Genomic DNA, 17834 nt, shown 5'->3' with positions numbered 1-17834 from the left:
TTTTATTGAAACCGTCCAAAAAGCTTTTGGATTAAGGTAGGTAAACAATCACGGAGGAAATTATTTTAACGTTGGAACATGGGGACGGATCTCGTGTTTCAATCGAGTGGCGAAAAGATTAAATAAGTGTAAAAGCTATGAAAGGCAAAGAGTCCACCTCCTCGGGATGGTGGACTCTTGTTCTTGTAGAATATATTAAGATCTGGTCCATATTGTTCTAGTGGCTTTGTAAGTAGAAATCCTTTATGAAAGGCGAACAGCGGTAGTAAATTGTGCCATTCCAATATATATGGATATAGGTACTTGCCCCATCTGTCGAACTTTGTATGTTTTTTTGTTTTGAAATCGATTCCAAAGGACGAAACGGCTGGAATAAAATAGAAAGTGATTGGTAATCGTGACTATCTTACTAGTTCGATAGGGCTAGATGGAGGGGGATGAATTCATTTGTTTAACTTTTAAGAATCGTTAGTTTTTGGGCTGTAAATCGATTCCAAATTTATGGGTAAATAGACTGGTGGATTGAACTGAAATTTTGTATAGATTTACCAAAAAGGAGGGTGTGAATGAAAAAAACTTGGATTTTTGTCGTTTTGTTGTTTATTAGTATTGGCTTTTTTACTAGCCGGTCAACTCCCATTTCTGCTGCCCAGATTTGCAGTAATGGGTTGATAGAAGGTGCCGTTCTTCAAGTTATGGGACGCGTACCAAATGGTTCAGGTAATACTGGTGAGTGTAATCCACAACTATATGGAATTGTCGATATAATTGAATGGGTAAGGGATTCTCCTAGATGGAGCTATGAAGATGAAGTAAGATATCGGGTTGAATATTACTTTGGAAGAAGTCAAACGACAACCGATAGTGAAATTAAGAAATGGAAAAATTTCAACCCTTACTTCTTTGAAAATTTAGATTACGGATTGTATTGGTATGGTTATGGAAATCAGGCACAGAAATATAAACCTGGATTCAAAAATACTTATTATAATCCGTTAATGCCAACGATCATTTATGTTCATGGATGGCAGAAGGATACCTCTTTAAACCAATTTCGGGAAACCTCTTATTCGGAACAGGCGAATGCGTTCATTTATGATAAATGGATTGAGAAGGGCTGGAATGTAGGGGTATTTTACTGGAATCAATTTGCCGATGATGATCCTTCTCAGATTCTATTTCAAGTAACAAGGCCTGAATTTACACAAAGGAAAATTTGGACACCTGTTGGCGATAATATAGGAATGAGATGGAGGAATTTAAAAGGAGAATTTGTCACTACCGGAGCTCCAAACAAGAGTGCAGCCGAGCTATTTTACGATTCCTATGTTGCTGCAATGGCTAACCATGATAAGGGTGTTGAGATTCGCTTTGCGGGCCATTCACTAGGGAGCCAAATGGCTGTTAGGATGACCAAACTTTTGAAAGATAATGCTAAAATTGATCTCCTGCCAGATCGAGTAGCCTTGCTTGATGCTGCCATTATTGGGGAAGGTTTTAATCAAGATGGTCCATCTTATTTGGGCGGAAGAAAAGTGGTGGATGTGATTGGAGATTACATTCAGGATCTAAAAGAGCAAGGGGTCGTTTTTGAGTGGTACAAATCAACCAATTTAAATGAACTTTCTGGTAATGATGATACCTCTCTAAAACCAAAGGTTGCTTATGCAAGGTTATGGCCAACGTTTGATGATTTGAATTTAATAATACCTCAAAAGTTAGCACGGTATCATACGCATGCTTGGGATTGGTATTTCCGTTCGTTTACATCTCAAAAACCAGGCTACTATCCATCCGCTAAGTCACCATATGATGAAATACGATCTTTCATGAATCAGATTTATAATTTTACACAAAAACCTGAAGATGTTAATTCAACAGAACGGCTTGATAATTGGACTTCCGATCCAGGTGACGATTTGATGATTTATGAACCGGATGTAAGGTCTCCGCAATTTGTTAAAGTAGATTCGAATTTAATTCTGAATACGATTGAGCCGATTAAAGAAAGAGAGGATTTATCCGTCTCCGCTCGTTTAACTAACAATTTGGGGTGGCCTATTCCTAATGAATCCGTAACCTTTACTTTGTATAAAAGAAGTGGAACGGAACTGTTTGATCCAGTTAAAATCGACGCAAAGACAGACAAGGATGGAAGAGTGTATGCCACTTTTAATCAACTAAAAGGTTGGAAAAAAACGGTCGCTTCTGGTGAGTTCCGTTTAAAAGTAGAGAACAAAGCAATCGGCTATGCAAAAGCTACTTCAACTAGTGGAGACTTTAGTATTCAGTTAATCCCGAGCGGTTATATTGATGGCAAGGTGAAAAATCAATTTTCCCAAAACGTAACGGGCATTGCCGTGAAAATCATGAATGAGCAAGGTGAAGTGGTGGACAGTGCGGTTACAGATGAGAATGGGCACTATTCGATAGGAAGGACACCTATTGGAAATTACAGAATCGTCATCGATCACAAAGACTATAGAAGAGCTGAGAAACCGGTGAGCGTAAAGCTCGAGGAACAATCCACTATTGATTTCGACATTATTGGAATTGGAGATATCGGTGGTACGCTAAGGGACGCTGATGGACTAAGTGTCCAAGGAGCTACTTTGGAGCTTATTAATGATAAAGGAATAAAAATAGCTGGGATGACGACAGGTACCGATGGGAAGTATTTCTTTGACGACGTTGATGCAGGTCCATACACGATTAAGGGTCAAATCAAAGATTTACTGATAAACGTTGATCCTGTCGAAATAAGCATTGGAGATAAGCAAATCAAGAACATCAACATCCCTTGGCTACTAACAAGATTCCGACCACTGACGCTAGATAAAGATATGGTCGTGATCGAAAATGACGATCAAGTCAAAATGTCTGGAAATACCTTGGATTTAAATGGACATTCACTAACCATTTATGGTGATTTTATTCAATCAGCAGGAACGGTCAATATTAATCATGGAAAATTGAATGTATTGGGTAGTTATCGAATTCAGACCATTGGAAGTAATGGAGCAGTAACCAACAGCTCAGGAATTTTGCAAATGGTGAATGCTGAAGAGGTAGTTGGCGGTGTAGTGGTAAGCAAGGCTGATAGGGTCTTTGTTCGGGATGATTTTGTTATGCAGGGTAACACCTCACATAGTAACTATTTAACCGGTGGGGTCATAGAAATTAAAGGGAATTTCAGTCAGATAAACGGATACCCTTACAACTTCCAGGTAGGAGATAAATTAAAAGTTATTTTGTCAGGGAAGAATGAGCAAACGGTTCGATTTGATAATCCAGAATACTCCAGTCTTGCAGAGTTGGAAATTACCAATAAATCGACTCAGGGAGTTGTTTTCGCTACCCCAATTAGTGTTAAAAATATGCATTATGCAGAAGGGATTAATGTAAAGGCCATTTCCATTATGGACTGGACCCTATCCCAAAACCAAGTGATTAATAGTGACTTAATGTTAAATGCCTCTTGGACGACGATTGATTTAAACGGTAAGCAACTAATCATCAATGGGGATTTTACTCATACCAATGGAAAAATGATGCTTAATCACGGAAAGTTAATTGTTAAAGGTAACTATTTAATAGAGGGTCTAAATAGTACGAACAGCAGTGGTGTTTTAGAGATGATATATGGTGACGAAAATCCGGATAGGTTGCTCGTCGAGGGGAATTTCGTGATGCATAGTAACACCTCACATATTAACTATTTAACCGGTGGGGTCATAGAAATTAAAGGGAATTTCAGTCAGATAAACGGATACCCTTACAACTTCCAGGTAGGAGATAAATTAAAAGTTATTTTGTCAGGGAAGAATGAGCAAACGGTTCGATTTGATAATCCAGAATACTCCCGTTTTATGGAGTTAGAAATTACAAATAGATCGGCGCAGGGAGTTGTTTTTGCTACCCCAATTAGTGTGAAAAATATGCACTATGCAGAAGGGATTAATGTAAAGGCTATTTCCATTATGGACTGGACTCTATCCCAAAACCAAGTGATAAATAGTGACTTAATGTTAAATGCCTCTTGGACAACGATTGATTTAAACGGTAACCAACTAATCATCAATGGGAACTTTACTCATACAAATGGAAAAATGATGCTTAATCACGGAAAGTTAATTGTCAAAGGTAACTATTTGATTGAGGGTCTCAATGGTACGAACAGCAGTGGAGTTTTAGAGATGATATATGGTGACGAAAATCCGGATAGGTTGCTCGTCGAGGGGAATTTCGTGATGCATAGTAACACCTCACATATTAACTATTTAACCGGTGGGGTCATAGAAATTAAAGGGAATTTCAGTCAGATAAACGGATACCCTTACAACTTCCAGGTAGGAGATAAATTAAAAGTTATTTTGTCAGGGAAGAATGAGCAAACGGTTCGATTTGATAATCCAGAATACTCCAGTCTTGCAGAGTTGGAAATTACCAATAAATCGACTCAGGGAGTTGTTTTCGCTACCCCAATTAGTGTTAAAAATATGCATTATGCAGAAGGGATTAATGTAAAGGCCATTTCCATTATGGACTGGACCCTATCCCAAAACCAAGTGATTAATAGTGACTTAATGTTAGATGCCTATTGGACGACGATTGATTTAAACGGTAAGCAACTAATCATTAATGGGGATTTTACTCATACAAATGGAAAAATGATGCTTAATCACGGGAAGTTAATTGTCAAAGGAAACTATTTGATTGAGCGCATAAATGGTACGAACAGCAGCGGAGTTTTAGAGATGGTTAATGGTGATGCAAATCCGGATGAGGTGCTCGTTGAGGGGAATTTCGTGATGCATAGTAACGCCTCACATATTAACTATTTAACCGGTGGGGTCATTGAAGTTAAAGGAAATTTCAGTCAGATAAACGGATACCCTTACAACTTCCAAGTAGGGGATAAATTAAAAGTAATTTTGTCAGGGGAGAATGAGCAAACGGTTCGATTTGAAAATCCAGAATACTCCAGTCTTGCAGAGTTGGAAATTACAAATAAATCAGCGCAGGGGGTTGTTTTCGCTACCCCAATTAGTGTGAAAAATATGCATTATGCAGAAGGGATTAATGTAAAGGCTATTTCCATTATGGACTGGACTCTATCCCAAAACCAAGTGATTAATAGTGACTTAAGGTTAGATGCAACCACAATAGATTTAAATGATCATCAACTAATCATTAATGGAAACCTTACCCACAGTGGCGGGAAAATGCGTATTAACCACGGCAAATTAGTTGTAATGGGTGACTATTTAATCGAACGAGCCGACCGTGGTAACAGTAACGGAATTTTAGAAATGGTAAATGGAGATTCGGATGAAGTAGAAGTTGAAGGAAATTTTGTGATGCGTAGTAGTATTTCGCATGTCAATTATTTATCTGGCGGGATTTTAGAAGTAAAAGGGAATTTCAGTCAACTTAATGGTCATGCTTATAACTTCCACGCGGGAAGTAATTTTAAAGTAATCTTGTCTGGAACAAAGAAGCAAATGGTTCATTTCGATAATCCTGATATGAATTTTTCCCGTTTTTACATTTTAGAAATCAGAAATAATCAAGTTGAATTTGCAACGGACTATTTTTATGTGACGTTAATTGATCTCCGGGATGTGAGAGAAAACAAACCTAACTATCCTGATGGTCATAAGAATCGTAATCATGATCCAATCATCATCCTTGATCCGCAGCCTGGGAGATTATTAGATTAAAATTAAGTTAAAAGACCGTCGTGATTTTTATTAGCGACGGTCTTTTCTTTTTTTAGTGACCATGGTGTCAGGCACCTTACGTGCTAGATTTTGTAGAAATATGATTGAAGTGTATCGGCTAATTAGTTATGGTAAATATGATCACTTCAAAACTTAACAAACTCGGAGGAATACAAATGGCAAAGAATACCAACATGTGTCAAAGCTGTGGAATGCCTATGAAAGTTTCAAGTGAATTTGGAACTGAAAAGGATGGGAATCTATCAGAAAAATACTGTCACTATTGTTACAAGAATGGTGAATGGGTACACGCCGACTTATCATTCGATGAATTTTATGCATTCAGCTTAAAAAGGTTTCAAGAATCAGATATGAATCGAGTGGCAAAATTTTTTCTAAATAAAATGTACACAAAAAAATTCTTGAAAAAATTAGACCGCTGGCGTTAGTTGGGACGTGGGGGCAGGTCCGTTGATCCATACATCATTTTCCTAGAACTACTTCATACAACTAAACAGTGGGACACTGGACCTATCCGAGTGTCCCACAGACTTACATAGCAACTTGCGAGTTATATACCTTTTTGAATTTCATAAAACTTATCATTCTCCATAATCCAACATATACAAACAGAGAAATTATTGATAAAGCATTTAAGGTCAAAGCATCGATGCCTGGTAAAAAGTAATTAACTATTCGTCGGCTAACAAATACTATGACCAAAGCAATTACAAAACCAATGCTTTTTTTGGCATATATGTTCCCATCCTCTCGTATTTCGTAACCAGTTGTATAAATTAAGGGAACAGATAAGATCGTGCCAAATATTACAGAAAAGACTATTTCTATTGTGGTCATGTGAACGGTGGGTTGTACCACCACAGAAAGGGCAGGTGACATATAAAGTAGCGGCAGCAAAATTCGCAAACCGGAACCTTTAATTGGGCGAACCATAGCTCTTGTTCTTCTCCAAAGTACCAATCCAAAAATAACAAGTAAAATTGCGTACATTCCATATTGCATGAATATTGTTCACTCCATCTCTTATCATTCAATAACACATCTAAATTAGTAGAATATAGTAGAAATTTATTCTCACACCCCCATCAACGATATTTTCCTTTAAAAGGATTTTGATTTGCATAATTAATATTCAATGGACAGGGGAATAAATCCTTTTTTTGGTGGGGCACGGGGATAGGTCGATTGTCCAATAGACAAAGATGCTGTGGTGACAGCACTATTTCGAAGAAGGGGATTCTGCTCGGACTAAAAATAAAATAGGTAATTTAATGTTTTTTAGTGATTTTAGAGGGAGAGAGAATATTGTTTTTGTTCAATTTGCAAGTTAAGTAGGTAAAAATGAATAATTTGAGGGGCATAATGAAAGAAAACTTGTTATTTTTGGGTAAAATCTGAAAAATGTAGCTAATAATCTGGATTTCTCCTTAGAATCGTTAGTTTGATAGAAAATATATTTCCAACTTTTTGTGGTTATGATCAACTTCTTAGGTTTATTACCAACTTAAAAATAATATGACCAACTTTGAGTCACATATGACCAACTCTAGAGATTTATGACCAACTTTAGGGCACATATGACCAACTTCAAGCACATATGACCAACTTCAAGCACATATGACCAACTTCAAGCACATATGACCAACTTCAGGTACATAAAACCATCTTCAAGCACCAAATTCCAACTGTCCAAGCATACTGCCAACTTTACACAAACCTTACGCGCAACAAGAATTCACGCGGGACATTTCCCACGTCCTACTTGTTTAAATAATCTGAAATCTGTCTACACTGAAGGTGAAATAATTTCACTTTGAGGTGGTATTTTGAAGAGGTTAACGATTTTTATTGTGTTGGGGTTAGTTTTGACAGTTGGGGTTTGGTCTGCAGTTGATTTGATTGATGATAATGAGGCTACTGATTCGAGGCATGGCCAAAATTCTTATGGACAGGATGCAAAAGAAGTATCCCAAAAAGCAGTTGAAGTTTCCGTTTCGGATGATGGGAATGTGAATGCAAATCATTTGTATATCCCGTGGACAGTGAACAAAAATGGCAGTTTGTTTTTCTTAAGTCAGCGGGAAGGGTCCGTTATTGCGATAAACGGGGACCTTGGCTTAGTTGATGTCCAAAATGTGAAGGTTTCTAAGGAAATTTATCACAAGGGAGAAGGTGGCTTTCTTGGGTTTACGTTAGCTCCTGATTTTGCCCAATCGAAAAAGGCGTATGCGTATCACACCTACCAAAAGAACGGCAAAACGTTGAACCGAATTGTCTCATTGAAGCTCGCAGACAATACATGGAAAGAAGACGGTGTGCTTTTGGAAAATATTCCAGGTAGTGAGGCCAATACTGGTGGTCGCATTAAAATCGGCCCAGATGGGATGCTTTATGCTACAACAGGTGATACGGGTAAGAAAGACAACGCGCAAAATCTAAATAGTTTAGCTGGGAAAATTTTACGAATGACGACATCTGGTAAAATCCCAAATGACAACCCATTTAAGGATTCTTATGTTTATTCCTATGGGCATCGTAATCCTCAAGGATTGGCGTGGGATGATAAGGGAAACCTTTATAGTTCCGAGCATGGTGAATCCGGACATGATGAAATTAACTTGATCCAAGCCGGCAAAAACTATGGCTGGCCAGTGATTCAAGGGGATATGGAAGCAACAGGTATGGTGAAGCCGTTGATTCAATCGGGCGATTCGACCTGGGCTCCTTCGGGAATGGCCTTCCATGACGGGAATCTCTATGTGGCTTCCTTAGCCGGTAAGAAAATTTTCACTTACGATGTGGATAGCAAAGAATTTTCAGAGTTTTATACGGAGGCAGGAAGGTTAAGGGATGTATTAGTGGATAAAAACGAGCTTTTCACCATTACGAGTAACCGTGATCATCGGGGGAATCCAACCGATAAGGATGATCGTTTAATTCACCTCTCATTGACGAAAAAAGCTTCCACAGATTAAAAAAAGGCAATCACCCACTAAACTTGGGTGATTGCTTTTCTATTTTATTCTAAAAAGAACTCAACTACCGCCGAGGCTCTTGACATAATCGGAAACAGCCTTGATTTCATCCTCTGATAAGGTATCTTTAAACGCTGGCATACCGCCTCCACCATTTTTAACTTGGTGGATAATGGCATCAAGATCCATCGAGGACTTCTGTAGATTTGGCCCGTTATGCCCACCGGCGCCTTGATTCCCGTGGCAAGCTAAACAATTACCGGTATAAATGTTTTCTCCTGTTGCGGTCGCTTTTTCCTCATTTTTATTTTCATTAGATGCTTCTTGCTTCTCGGTTTCATCGGCATTTTTCACCGAAGAAACATTGATTTTATCATTCGGGATGTCCTTTAAGGAGCCATATTTCCCTTCTAATGAGAAGGTGTAGATTTTATCTCCATGTTTGGTACCAGCTAGTGTATTTCCAGCGGCATAGATCGAGATATATTGCTTTCCATCCACTTCATAGGTAATCGGCGGTGCATTGGCACCCGCATCCATCATAAACTCCCATAACTCCTTGCCATTGGTTGCATCATAGGCAAGGATTCGTCCATCATTATGGCCGGTAAATAATACATTTCCTTTTGTTGTTAAAATTCCGCTATAAGCGATGGTATCCCAATTCTTTTGCCAAACGATTTTATTCGTTTTAATATCAAGTGCCGTTACGGTCCCGCGGTGAGGGGATTTTTCCACCGGCTGCCAAACGCTTCCGATGAACTCTTTTCCTTCCTGGAATCGCTGTTCTTCTTCTTCCCCGTAGTGGGCGTAGGCGAAATAATTATCGTTAGCCAACACATAGAATAATTCCGTGTTCGGGTTGTAAGACGATGGCGGCCAGTTCGCTCCGCCTTGTGGCGATGGTTTTAGCGTCAACGGTGTATCCCAGAATGGTGTAAAAATATCGCCAACTTTGCCTTTGAAATCCTTTGGCAAATCACGTTTGATATCTTCCTTCGTGATGGTTTGTGGGATAAAGGCATCGCCGACTGGAATGGGCTGCGTAGGCGAAGTCTTTTGATTTTTATTTTGCGGCACTGGTTTTTCCTCGATGCCAATAAGTGGTTTTCCATTGGTTCGGTCTAAAATGTAGAGCCAGCCCGTTTTCCCTGCCTGGACAATCCCTTTACGCATCTTGCCATTCATTTTTACATCAAATAGCACCACCGGATTGGCAGGATCTAAATCCCAGATATCATGGTGTACTTCTTGGAAGTGCCATTTGTATTTCCCGGTATTCGCATCCAATGCAAGAACCGAATTGGCAAATAAATTATCGCCTTCGCGTTTACTGCCATCAAGGTCTGGCGATGTGTTTCCAGTGGCAAAATAAATCATCCCTAATTCCGGGTCAATCGCAGGTGTTTGCCAAACTGGTGCCCCACCGGTTAGCCAGTTGCGGGTATCTTTCGGCCACGTTTCACTGCCTTTATCGCCAGGGGCGGGCAGGGTGTAGGTGCGCCAAATTTGTCTTCCGATTTCCGCATCATAGGCGGCTACAAATCCTCTAATTTGATACTCACCACCGGCAATTCCGGTGTAGACTTTTCCATCATAGTAGAGAGGAGCACTGGTAATGGTATAACCCTTTTCCCATTCCTCTACTTGCGTTTCCCAAACGACTTTCCCTGTTTTCTGATCTAGGGCGACAAGTCTTGCGTCAAGCAGCCCGACATATACTCTACCGTCTCCGACTGCGACACCACGGCTTGTCCAACCGCAACACACGGTGTTTAATCCTTCCGCCAGCTTTGGTCGGTATTCCCAAATCATTTTTCCGGTTTTGGCATCGAGCGCTTGAACATCGTTCGCACCTGTAATGGTAAACATCACGCCATCATAAACAATGGGCGTTGCCTCACCCGAATATTTAAATTCTTTCCCTGAGCCTAAACTTGTCACCCATTCTACTTTTAAATTTTTCACGTTAGAGTTTGTAATTTGGTCCAATGGCGAATACCTGCCATTGTTGATATCTCCACCATTGGTTACCCAATCTCCCGCCGGTGCCTTGGTTAATTCAGCGGCGCTAAACTTAGGAGCTACTTTTGCAGGATAATCCATATGCTGATAAGATTTAGCGTTTCTACCCGCTAGCGTGTTTGACGGTAGTTCATTTTCTGTATTCTGTTTACTATCCTCACCTTCGTTGCCCTTTTTTGCTTCAGAATTCTCCTCTTTTTTCTTATCATTCGCCTTGTCCGAATTGGCACACCCGGCAATGGCCAACATCAAACATAAAAACAAAGAAAAAATCCAACTTGCTCTTTTCATTTCATTAACACCCCTTTCCACTCTTTTACTGTAATTTACCCGTATAGTAAAAAAATTATCTAAAAAGTAGAGGGGAAAGGGAAATTCCTTTTTAGGTACCAATTGTGTTGAGGTATCTCTCGTGTAAGGTCCAAGTGGACGGGTCGTTTCTACCAGCCTAATCATCCCATAAATCATGAAAATAAGGGACACAGTATCTGCCCTTGTGTTCTATAAAACAAGGCTTAATTGAATAGTAAAAGAGAGTTTCAAAATGAATGATTTCAATGGGAATAATTAACTAGGTATAAAGGAGATATTAAAATGAAATGTCTTATTTCAATAGGAATACCTAACTAGATGTAAGGGAGATAGTAAGATGAAAAGAATGATTTCAATTTTATTAACAGCATTACTCTTCATGTCTACGTTTGTAATGCCTACTAATGCGATGAACGATGGAAGGGAGGCGGCCAAGCCTTGGATGGATACCAAGCTCTCTGCTGAGGCACGCACCGAGCTGCTTCTAAAAGCGATGACATTGGACCAGAAGATCCAGCAAATCGCCATCTCGCGTTTCAATGAGAACGACAAAGGTGAGCCGGTCGTTATTAAAAGAGGAGGTACGAATAAGTACCAGAGCGGTGTATTCCCGCCTGAGGGTACCTTGCCTGGTTGTGAGTTTCAGGACACCGGCCGGCAGATTCATGGAATCGAGGAACTGGGTATCCCGACAATCCGCATGACCAACGGTGGTACAGGTGTGAAGGGTGGATCGTGTCATAATGACCCGGTGGCGACGGGCCTGCCGTCCACCGTGGCTATGGCTGCTACCTTCAACCGCGGGCTGAACTATGAGGTTGGTCGAATTCTAGGCCAGGAGACACGTGCCTTTGCGCATCATGTTATGCTCGGACCGGGCATGAATCTTGTACGCCATCCGTACGGTGGGCGGAACTATGAGTACTTCAGTGAGGACCCGTACCTGACGGGTACCCTGGCGACCGAACAGGTCAAGGGCATCCAAAAACAAGGGGTTCAAGCCCAACTTAAGCATCTAGCTGGCAACGAGCAGGAAACGGAGCGGTGGACGATGGGTGTCCAGGTTCCCTCAAAGGCTATGAATGAGTTGTACATGTTGCCATTTGAGATGACCGTCAAGGATGCTAACCCAGCTTCCGTGATGTGCTCGTTCCCAGATGTCAACGGCACTTATGCCTGTGACAGCTGGGAACTGCTGCAAGATGCCCTAAGGAGAAACTGGGGCTTCGACGGTTATGTGATGAGTGACCGTCGCGCGATTCACGACACGGCCGCTGCCATCAAGGCGGGCACTAATGTCGAGCTCGACTGGGCACCACAGTACTACACTCAAGAGAAGATCAAGCAGGCTATTGACTCGGGGAAGGTGACCGAGAACGACATTGACAATTTACTTCGTCCGCGATATATCAAGATGATTGAGTTTGGCCATATGGATGTGCCTTTCAACAAGTTCCAACCGGAGATTGTCAACCTGAATGTCAACGGCGCTAGCGCACGGAAAATGGCTGAGGAAGGTTCCGTGCTATTAAAGAATGCTAACGGTTTCCTACCACTAGACGGCAAGCCGAAGTCAATCGCACTGATCGGCGTCGAGTGGTTTGCCGGTATGGCCAAGATGTCCCCGCGCTCCATTGGGATAAACAACGAGAACGTCGTGACCTCTTACACGGTCACACCAAAACAGGGTCTAGAGAATGTCATTAAGGAACGGGGCTATGGCACTAAAGTGACGTACAATGATGGTCGTGACCCAAAGGCTGCTGCCAAGCTAGCCGCCGAGTCTGACGTCGTACTGCTCATGATCGGCGACACCCCTGGTGAGACCATAGACCGCGAAACTCTCGGCTTCCCTGCCGTTCCCCTCGACAAGAACGCGCCAAGAGAGGACTGGGTGAAGCAGGAGCCGATGATTGACGCGGTTCTAAAAGACAATGCCAAAAAGACCGTTGTGGTTCTGAAAACATCTGGTACGGTGCTCATGCCGTGGCTGAATAAGGTCCCTGCCGTCCTCGAAGCATGGTATCCGGGAATGGAGGATGGCAATGCCGTCGCTAATCTGCTCTACGGTAAGGTCAATCCGTCTGGCAAGTTACCTATGACGTTCGGTGCCACGGAGCGTGAGGCGGCCTTCGCAACCGAGAAACAGTACCCTGGAACCCGTCAAGACACTGGCAAGCCAGGAGGCCCTGGTCCATACGGTAACGGTTCCGAACAGTTAATTGCTCAGTACACAGAGGCACTTAAGATGGGCTACCGCTGGTACGAAGCCAACAAAGTGAAGCCTGTCTTCCCATTCGGTTATGGCCTGTCGTACACAACCTTTAAATATAGTAACCTCAAGGTGAAGAGGGTTATGGATAAAGGATCATTGTTGGGTATTGACGTGTCTTTCACCATCACAAACACCGGTAAAGTTGCCGGAAAAGAAGCAGCACAGGTCTATTTGACCTTGCCGAACAAGGCAGGACAGCCGTCCAAGCGACTCGTCAACTTCGAGAAGGTTAGTCTTGAGCCAGGTGAGAGCAAGCGAGTGAATCTGCGGATTAATCTTGCTGATTCCAATCACCCGTTTTCTTATTTTATTCCGAAACAGCCAAACAACCTAGCAAACTGGGCTGACGGAGAATGGGCTACCGCAGACGGAAAGTACCGCGTGCATGTCGGTGGTTCTTCAGCAGACACTCCGTTAGAAAAGAATGTTCCGCTGAACTTCAAAGTCGGAAAGGGTAAACCACGTAGATAGGCTTTTTGATGGTGCCAGGCACCTGCCGTGGACAAATTGGGTGAATTTGTCCGTGTGGAGAGGACGGTTTATTGTTGGTGCCTGACACTCCTGGAATGACAGGCACTATTTTGAAAATGGTATATGCATAAAATCCAGTTTTCCAAGCGGTCGGAAAACTGGATTTTTACTATAAATGGGGATGGTTTTCATTTATAACTGCTGATAATATAAACCAAATTGTGTATCATACCATAATAGCTTGCCATGTTTACGTTTCGGGATATGTGTTTGTAGCCCCCATTCGGGATACAGCTTGATAATTTGAACTCGGTCGCCGGTAGCAAAAGCAATAAATGATATATAATGGTCTTTTGTCATCGGATGGTTGCTTGAAATAAACCATTCATTATCCATCTCTGTAATTGTTAGCTTTTCTTCGTCTGTGGCTTTCTTTGCATCTAACGCTTCTAATTTTCTCCCACAGCAAGATAGGGTGATATCTCCCGTTGCCAATACAATATTATGACATGACGGACAGACAAAATAATTCGACTTTTTCATATTTCCTCCCACAAATTCATTCGACGATAATTCACCATCTAAAATATTTTCTATATTTACTCCCAAGAGAGTAGATAAACGGGGTAATAACGTAACATCTGGGCAGCCATTTCCGCGCTCCCATTTTGAAATTGTTCGATCAGAAATGTTCATTTGATCAGCTAATTGTTTCTGAGTTAATCCTTTTTCCTTCCGCAAATTGTAAATTACTTCTCCAACTTTACGTGTATCCATGATCCATTCCTCCTGCTCTATTTTCATATTAGAGGTATATAGTATTGGTAGCAACAAACGGTCCGTAGAGTTAAATATGGTGCCAGGCACCTCCCGTGGACAAATTGGGTGAAAATGTCCGTGGAGGGAGGACAGGTGACTTTCCTATAGCATCCAATCCTTCCTTTTCAGGAAAACCGTACGACTAAACCAAATGATATGAACCATTGTTCCCAACGGTTCACACTTCCAAAAAAGGATAAATTTATGGTATATTTACACTATTCTAAAATAGGGCTTTTTTCCTAGTGTTATCCTGTTTCAGAAAACCAATTTGAAGATTTGTTAAGGGGGAACCAACCGATTATTTGTGAGTAAAGAATTCATATTTTTATAGAGGAGAAAAGACCGGATGAGATTTTCACAATTGAAAAGCAAACAAAAGTGGTTTTCGATTTTTATTGTTTTATTGATGCTCATGCAATACATACCAACAACCAAAGCAGCCACGCAAGGAATTACAAACTGGAATACATTTAATATACCAACCTATGAAGATTTATATGGAGTTTCATATGGAGGGGGTAAGTGGATAGCAGTTGGTGGTGGGACGACCGTTGCCCAATCGACAGATGGAATTTCTTGGATGAAGAAAACACTTGCGCACACTGTCCCATACGCAGCAAATGCATTTTATGATGCTATCTATACGGGATCCAAATGGATCATAGTAGGGGCATCGGGATCAATGATTCCCGGAAGAGGTAATAGAGCACAAATCTATACTTCACCCGATGGAGATACATGGACCTCAAAGGAATCTAACGTCTCTGGTAACGATAGCAACCTTATGTCTATTGCCCAAAACGGTAATACACTAGTTGCAGTAGGGAATATTGGGTACGTATTCCCAGTTGTTACTACATCTACGGATGGCGGGGAAACCTGGACAAATCATAGTGGTCAGATAACGAGCCCAGGTGGTGCTTTAAATAAAGTTACTTATGGAAATGGTCTCTTTGTCGCTGTAGGTGAAAATGGAAACGTATTTACTTCGTCTGATGGAATGACATGGACGAAAAGATCTGTCCCTACAACAGAGTCTTTATATGGCGCCGTGTACTCTAATGGAAAGTATTATGCAGTCGGACATGGTTTCCTTTTAACTTCAAGTAATGGAGTTTCTTGGAACATCCAGTTTATTGGCTTAGAATACCCTACCATTGCTTCTAGTGGTGGAGAACTTGTTATTGTTAGCACAATGGGCCGTATTGTTTCTTCAATGGATGGAGCAACTTGGACCCCCAATACTACCGTAGGCCCTATAGAGGACTTTTATAACGTTAATTACGGGGACGGCAAATTCGTAGCGGTAGGTCACTATGGACTAATCGCCACAAGAACAGCAATACCGGGATATACTCCTTCATCTAATGCTGATTTAAGCAACCTGACATTAAGTACAGGTACGCTGACACCGAACTTTAGCTCGACTATATCCAACTATACGACAACCATCGCCAATGCTAATAGTGTTGAGTTAACAGCCACAACGGCTGATTCCAAAGCAAAAATGACAATCAATGGAGTGGCAACAACTAGTGGAAGTAAAGTCACGATTCCGTTAGCAGTTGGTTCCAATCCGATCACCATAGTGGTACTGGCGGAAAATGGTATTAGCACTCAATCGTATTTGCTAACAATCACGTCTGTGAAAAGCTCACCATTGGATCCATTTAACCAAGCGACAACGGTTGGCGAAATGAGAGACGCCATGGAAGCGGCAGATCCATTATTTATTTTTCAAACAGAGATTGGACATCAAGTTTTCTTTACAAACGTAAAGAATGATAAAGATTATGTCTATCGATATATGATAGACAATAGGCCACCAGGGGGATTTGCCGACAAACAGTCTCTTCAAAAAATCATTGGAGACGGCATTAATATCCGTTCCCCATACATGAATTTACATGAAACAAAAGATGGAGCAATCATGCTTTACTTTGCCTATCTCTTTGGCCAAGATTTTGATTTTGGAATTGACCTTTCCGGTTATGAGTCTTTTATTATCGATGACAATATGTTAGAAGCAGACCGAATCGGAGACAAGCTCTCGGCCCGCATCCCTACAGATGGTTTTATTGGGCCAACTGATTTACAGGCTGCGTTAAATGAAGCGATTCAAGAATATGTGAATGAATCCCTTTTAGCTGACAAAACGGGGCTTGCGATTATTTTTGCAAATGGGGATGACGAAACCCATGTCACACAAGATATAGAACTCCCTAACACAGGTGTCACTGGACCGACTTCGAAGATTACCTGGACTTCAAGCAATCCGTCCATCATTAAGGAGAACGGGACTGTCACTCGCCCGACATCTGGCCAAGGGGATGCTTCCATCACCCTAACAGCCACGATTGATAAAAATGGAGCAACCGATACAAAAGCATTCACTGTACTAGTTAAAGCTCTTGGATTAACCGATGCAGATGCCGTTCATTTAGATAAGCAAACATTAGATATTGGCTATCAAGCGAACGATCACGCTACAAACGTAACACACAATCTACTATTAAAAACTGCAGGACCTAACGGAACAACCATCAGTTGGTCAAGCAGCTCACCTGGATTTGTAGCGGCCGATGGTACAGTAACCCGACCTACCTACGCCCAAGGAGATCAAACGGTAACTTTAACGGCAACCATTACGAAAAATGGTGCAGTTGAAACGAAACTGTTCACTCTTAAGCTACCAAAACTGCCAATGAGCGATTCCGAAGCGGTTGGATTGGATAAGGCTGAGTTGGCAATTGGGTATAGCGGACAAGACAACGCTAACTCCGTCACAAAAGATGTGCTTTTAAAAACTACTGGCCAAAATGGAACAACCATCAGTTGGTCCAGTAATGCTTCTGGATTTGTAGGATCGGATGGAAAGGTAACCCGTCCTACTTATTCCCAAGGAGACCAAACCGTATCTTTAACGGCCACCATTTCGAAAAATGGCGCAGTTGATACGAAGTCGTTCACTCTTAAACTTCCAAAACTGCCAATGAGCGATTCAGAAGCGGTTGGGTTGGATAAGGCTGGGTTGGAGATTGGGTATAACGGACAGGATGACGCTAATTCTGTTACCAATAATGTCGTTTTAAAAACTGCTGGACAAAATGGAACAACCATCAGTTGGTCCAGTAACGCTACTGGATTTGTATCGGCGGATGGTACAGTAACCCGTCCTACCTATACTCAAGGAGATCAAACGGTAACTTT

Annotated in this window: 8 protein-coding genes; 5 read left to right on the top strand and 3 right to left on the bottom strand. The window is 41.5% G+C overall.

The annotated features are described in order from the left end of the window. Positions 1 to 566 precede the first annotated feature (566 nt). Both ACX9YW_RS19200 and ACX9YW_RS19195 read left to right on the top strand, forming a co-directional pair. Positions 567 to 5723, top strand: a complete 5157-nt coding sequence (locus ACX9YW_RS19200; protein ID WP_460349515.1) for an MSCRAMM family protein — start codon at positions 567 to 569, stop codon at positions 5721 to 5723. Positions 5724 to 5899: 176 nt separating this feature from the next. After that, entirely contained in the window at positions 5900 to 6172 is a 273-nt protein-coding gene (locus ACX9YW_RS19195; RefSeq protein ID WP_460349513.1) for a zinc ribbon domain-containing protein, read from the top strand. A 103-nt stretch (positions 6173 to 6275) separates the two neighbouring features. Here the strand turns inward: ACX9YW_RS19195 and ACX9YW_RS19190 are convergent, their stop codons facing one another. Then, positions 6276 to 6746, bottom strand: a complete 471-nt coding sequence (locus ACX9YW_RS19190) for a CcdC protein domain-containing protein (RefSeq protein ID WP_460349511.1) — start codon at positions 6744 to 6746, stop codon at positions 6276 to 6278. Between the two features lie 824 nt (positions 6747 to 7570). Here ACX9YW_RS19190 and ACX9YW_RS19185 point away from each other — a divergent pair. Beyond that, positions 7571 to 8719, top strand: coding sequence for a PQQ-dependent sugar dehydrogenase (locus tag ACX9YW_RS19185; protein WP_460349509.1), 1149 nt, complete (start codon positions 7571 to 7573; stop codon positions 8717 to 8719). A 60-nt stretch (positions 8720 to 8779) separates the two neighbouring features. Here ACX9YW_RS19185 and ACX9YW_RS19180 read toward each other — a convergent pair whose 3' ends face one another. Continuing rightward, a complete protein-coding gene (locus tag ACX9YW_RS19180; protein ID WP_460349507.1) occupies positions 8780 to 11035 on the bottom strand; it encodes an outer membrane protein assembly factor BamB family protein in 2256 nt (751 codons plus the stop codon). Between the two features lie 358 nt (positions 11036 to 11393). Here ACX9YW_RS19180 and ACX9YW_RS19175 point away from each other — a divergent pair, with 358 nt between their 5' ends. Continuing rightward, positions 11394 to 13802, top strand: coding sequence for a beta-glucosidase (locus ACX9YW_RS19175; RefSeq protein WP_460349505.1), 2409 nt, complete (start codon positions 11394 to 11396; stop codon positions 13800 to 13802). Positions 13803 to 13994: 192 nt separating this feature from the next. Here ACX9YW_RS19175 and ACX9YW_RS19170 read toward each other — a convergent pair whose 3' ends face one another. Next, positions 13995 to 14579, bottom strand: a complete 585-nt coding sequence (locus ACX9YW_RS19170; protein WP_460349503.1) for a helix-turn-helix domain-containing protein — start codon at positions 14577 to 14579, stop codon at positions 13995 to 13997. A 391-nt stretch (positions 14580 to 14970) separates the two neighbouring features. On the opposite strand from ACX9YW_RS19170, the gene ACX9YW_RS19165 reads away from it, so the two are divergent. Beyond that, a partial coding sequence (locus ACX9YW_RS19165) for an immunoglobulin-like domain-containing protein (protein WP_460349501.1) occupies positions 14971 to 17834 on the top strand: 2864 nt, incomplete at its 3' end.

Source organism: Pseudoneobacillus rhizolycopersici, from assembly GCF_054786815.1.
This window is presented reverse-complemented; position numbering and strand designations above follow the sequence as displayed.

Coding starts and splice junctions, on each gene's coding strand:
- ACX9YW_RS19200 (WP_460349515.1), top strand. CDS start 567: ATGAAAAAAACTTGGATTTTTGTCGTTTTGTTGTTTATTAGTATTGGC.
- ACX9YW_RS19195 (WP_460349513.1), top strand. CDS start 5,900: ATGGCAAAGAATACCAACATGTGTCAAAGCTGTGGAATGCCTATGAAA.
- ACX9YW_RS19190 (WP_460349511.1), bottom strand. CDS start 6,746: ATGCAATATGGAATGTACGCAATTTTACTTGTTATTTTTGGATTGGTA.
- ACX9YW_RS19180 (WP_460349507.1), bottom strand. CDS start 11,035: ATGAAAAGAGCAAGTTGGATTTTTTCTTTGTTTTTATGTTTGATGTTG.
- ACX9YW_RS19175 (WP_460349505.1), top strand. CDS start 11,394: ATGAAAAGAATGATTTCAATTTTATTAACAGCATTACTCTTCATGTCT.
- ACX9YW_RS19170 (WP_460349503.1), bottom strand. CDS start 14,579: ATGGATACACGTAAAGTTGGAGAAGTAATTTACAATTTGCGGAAGGAA.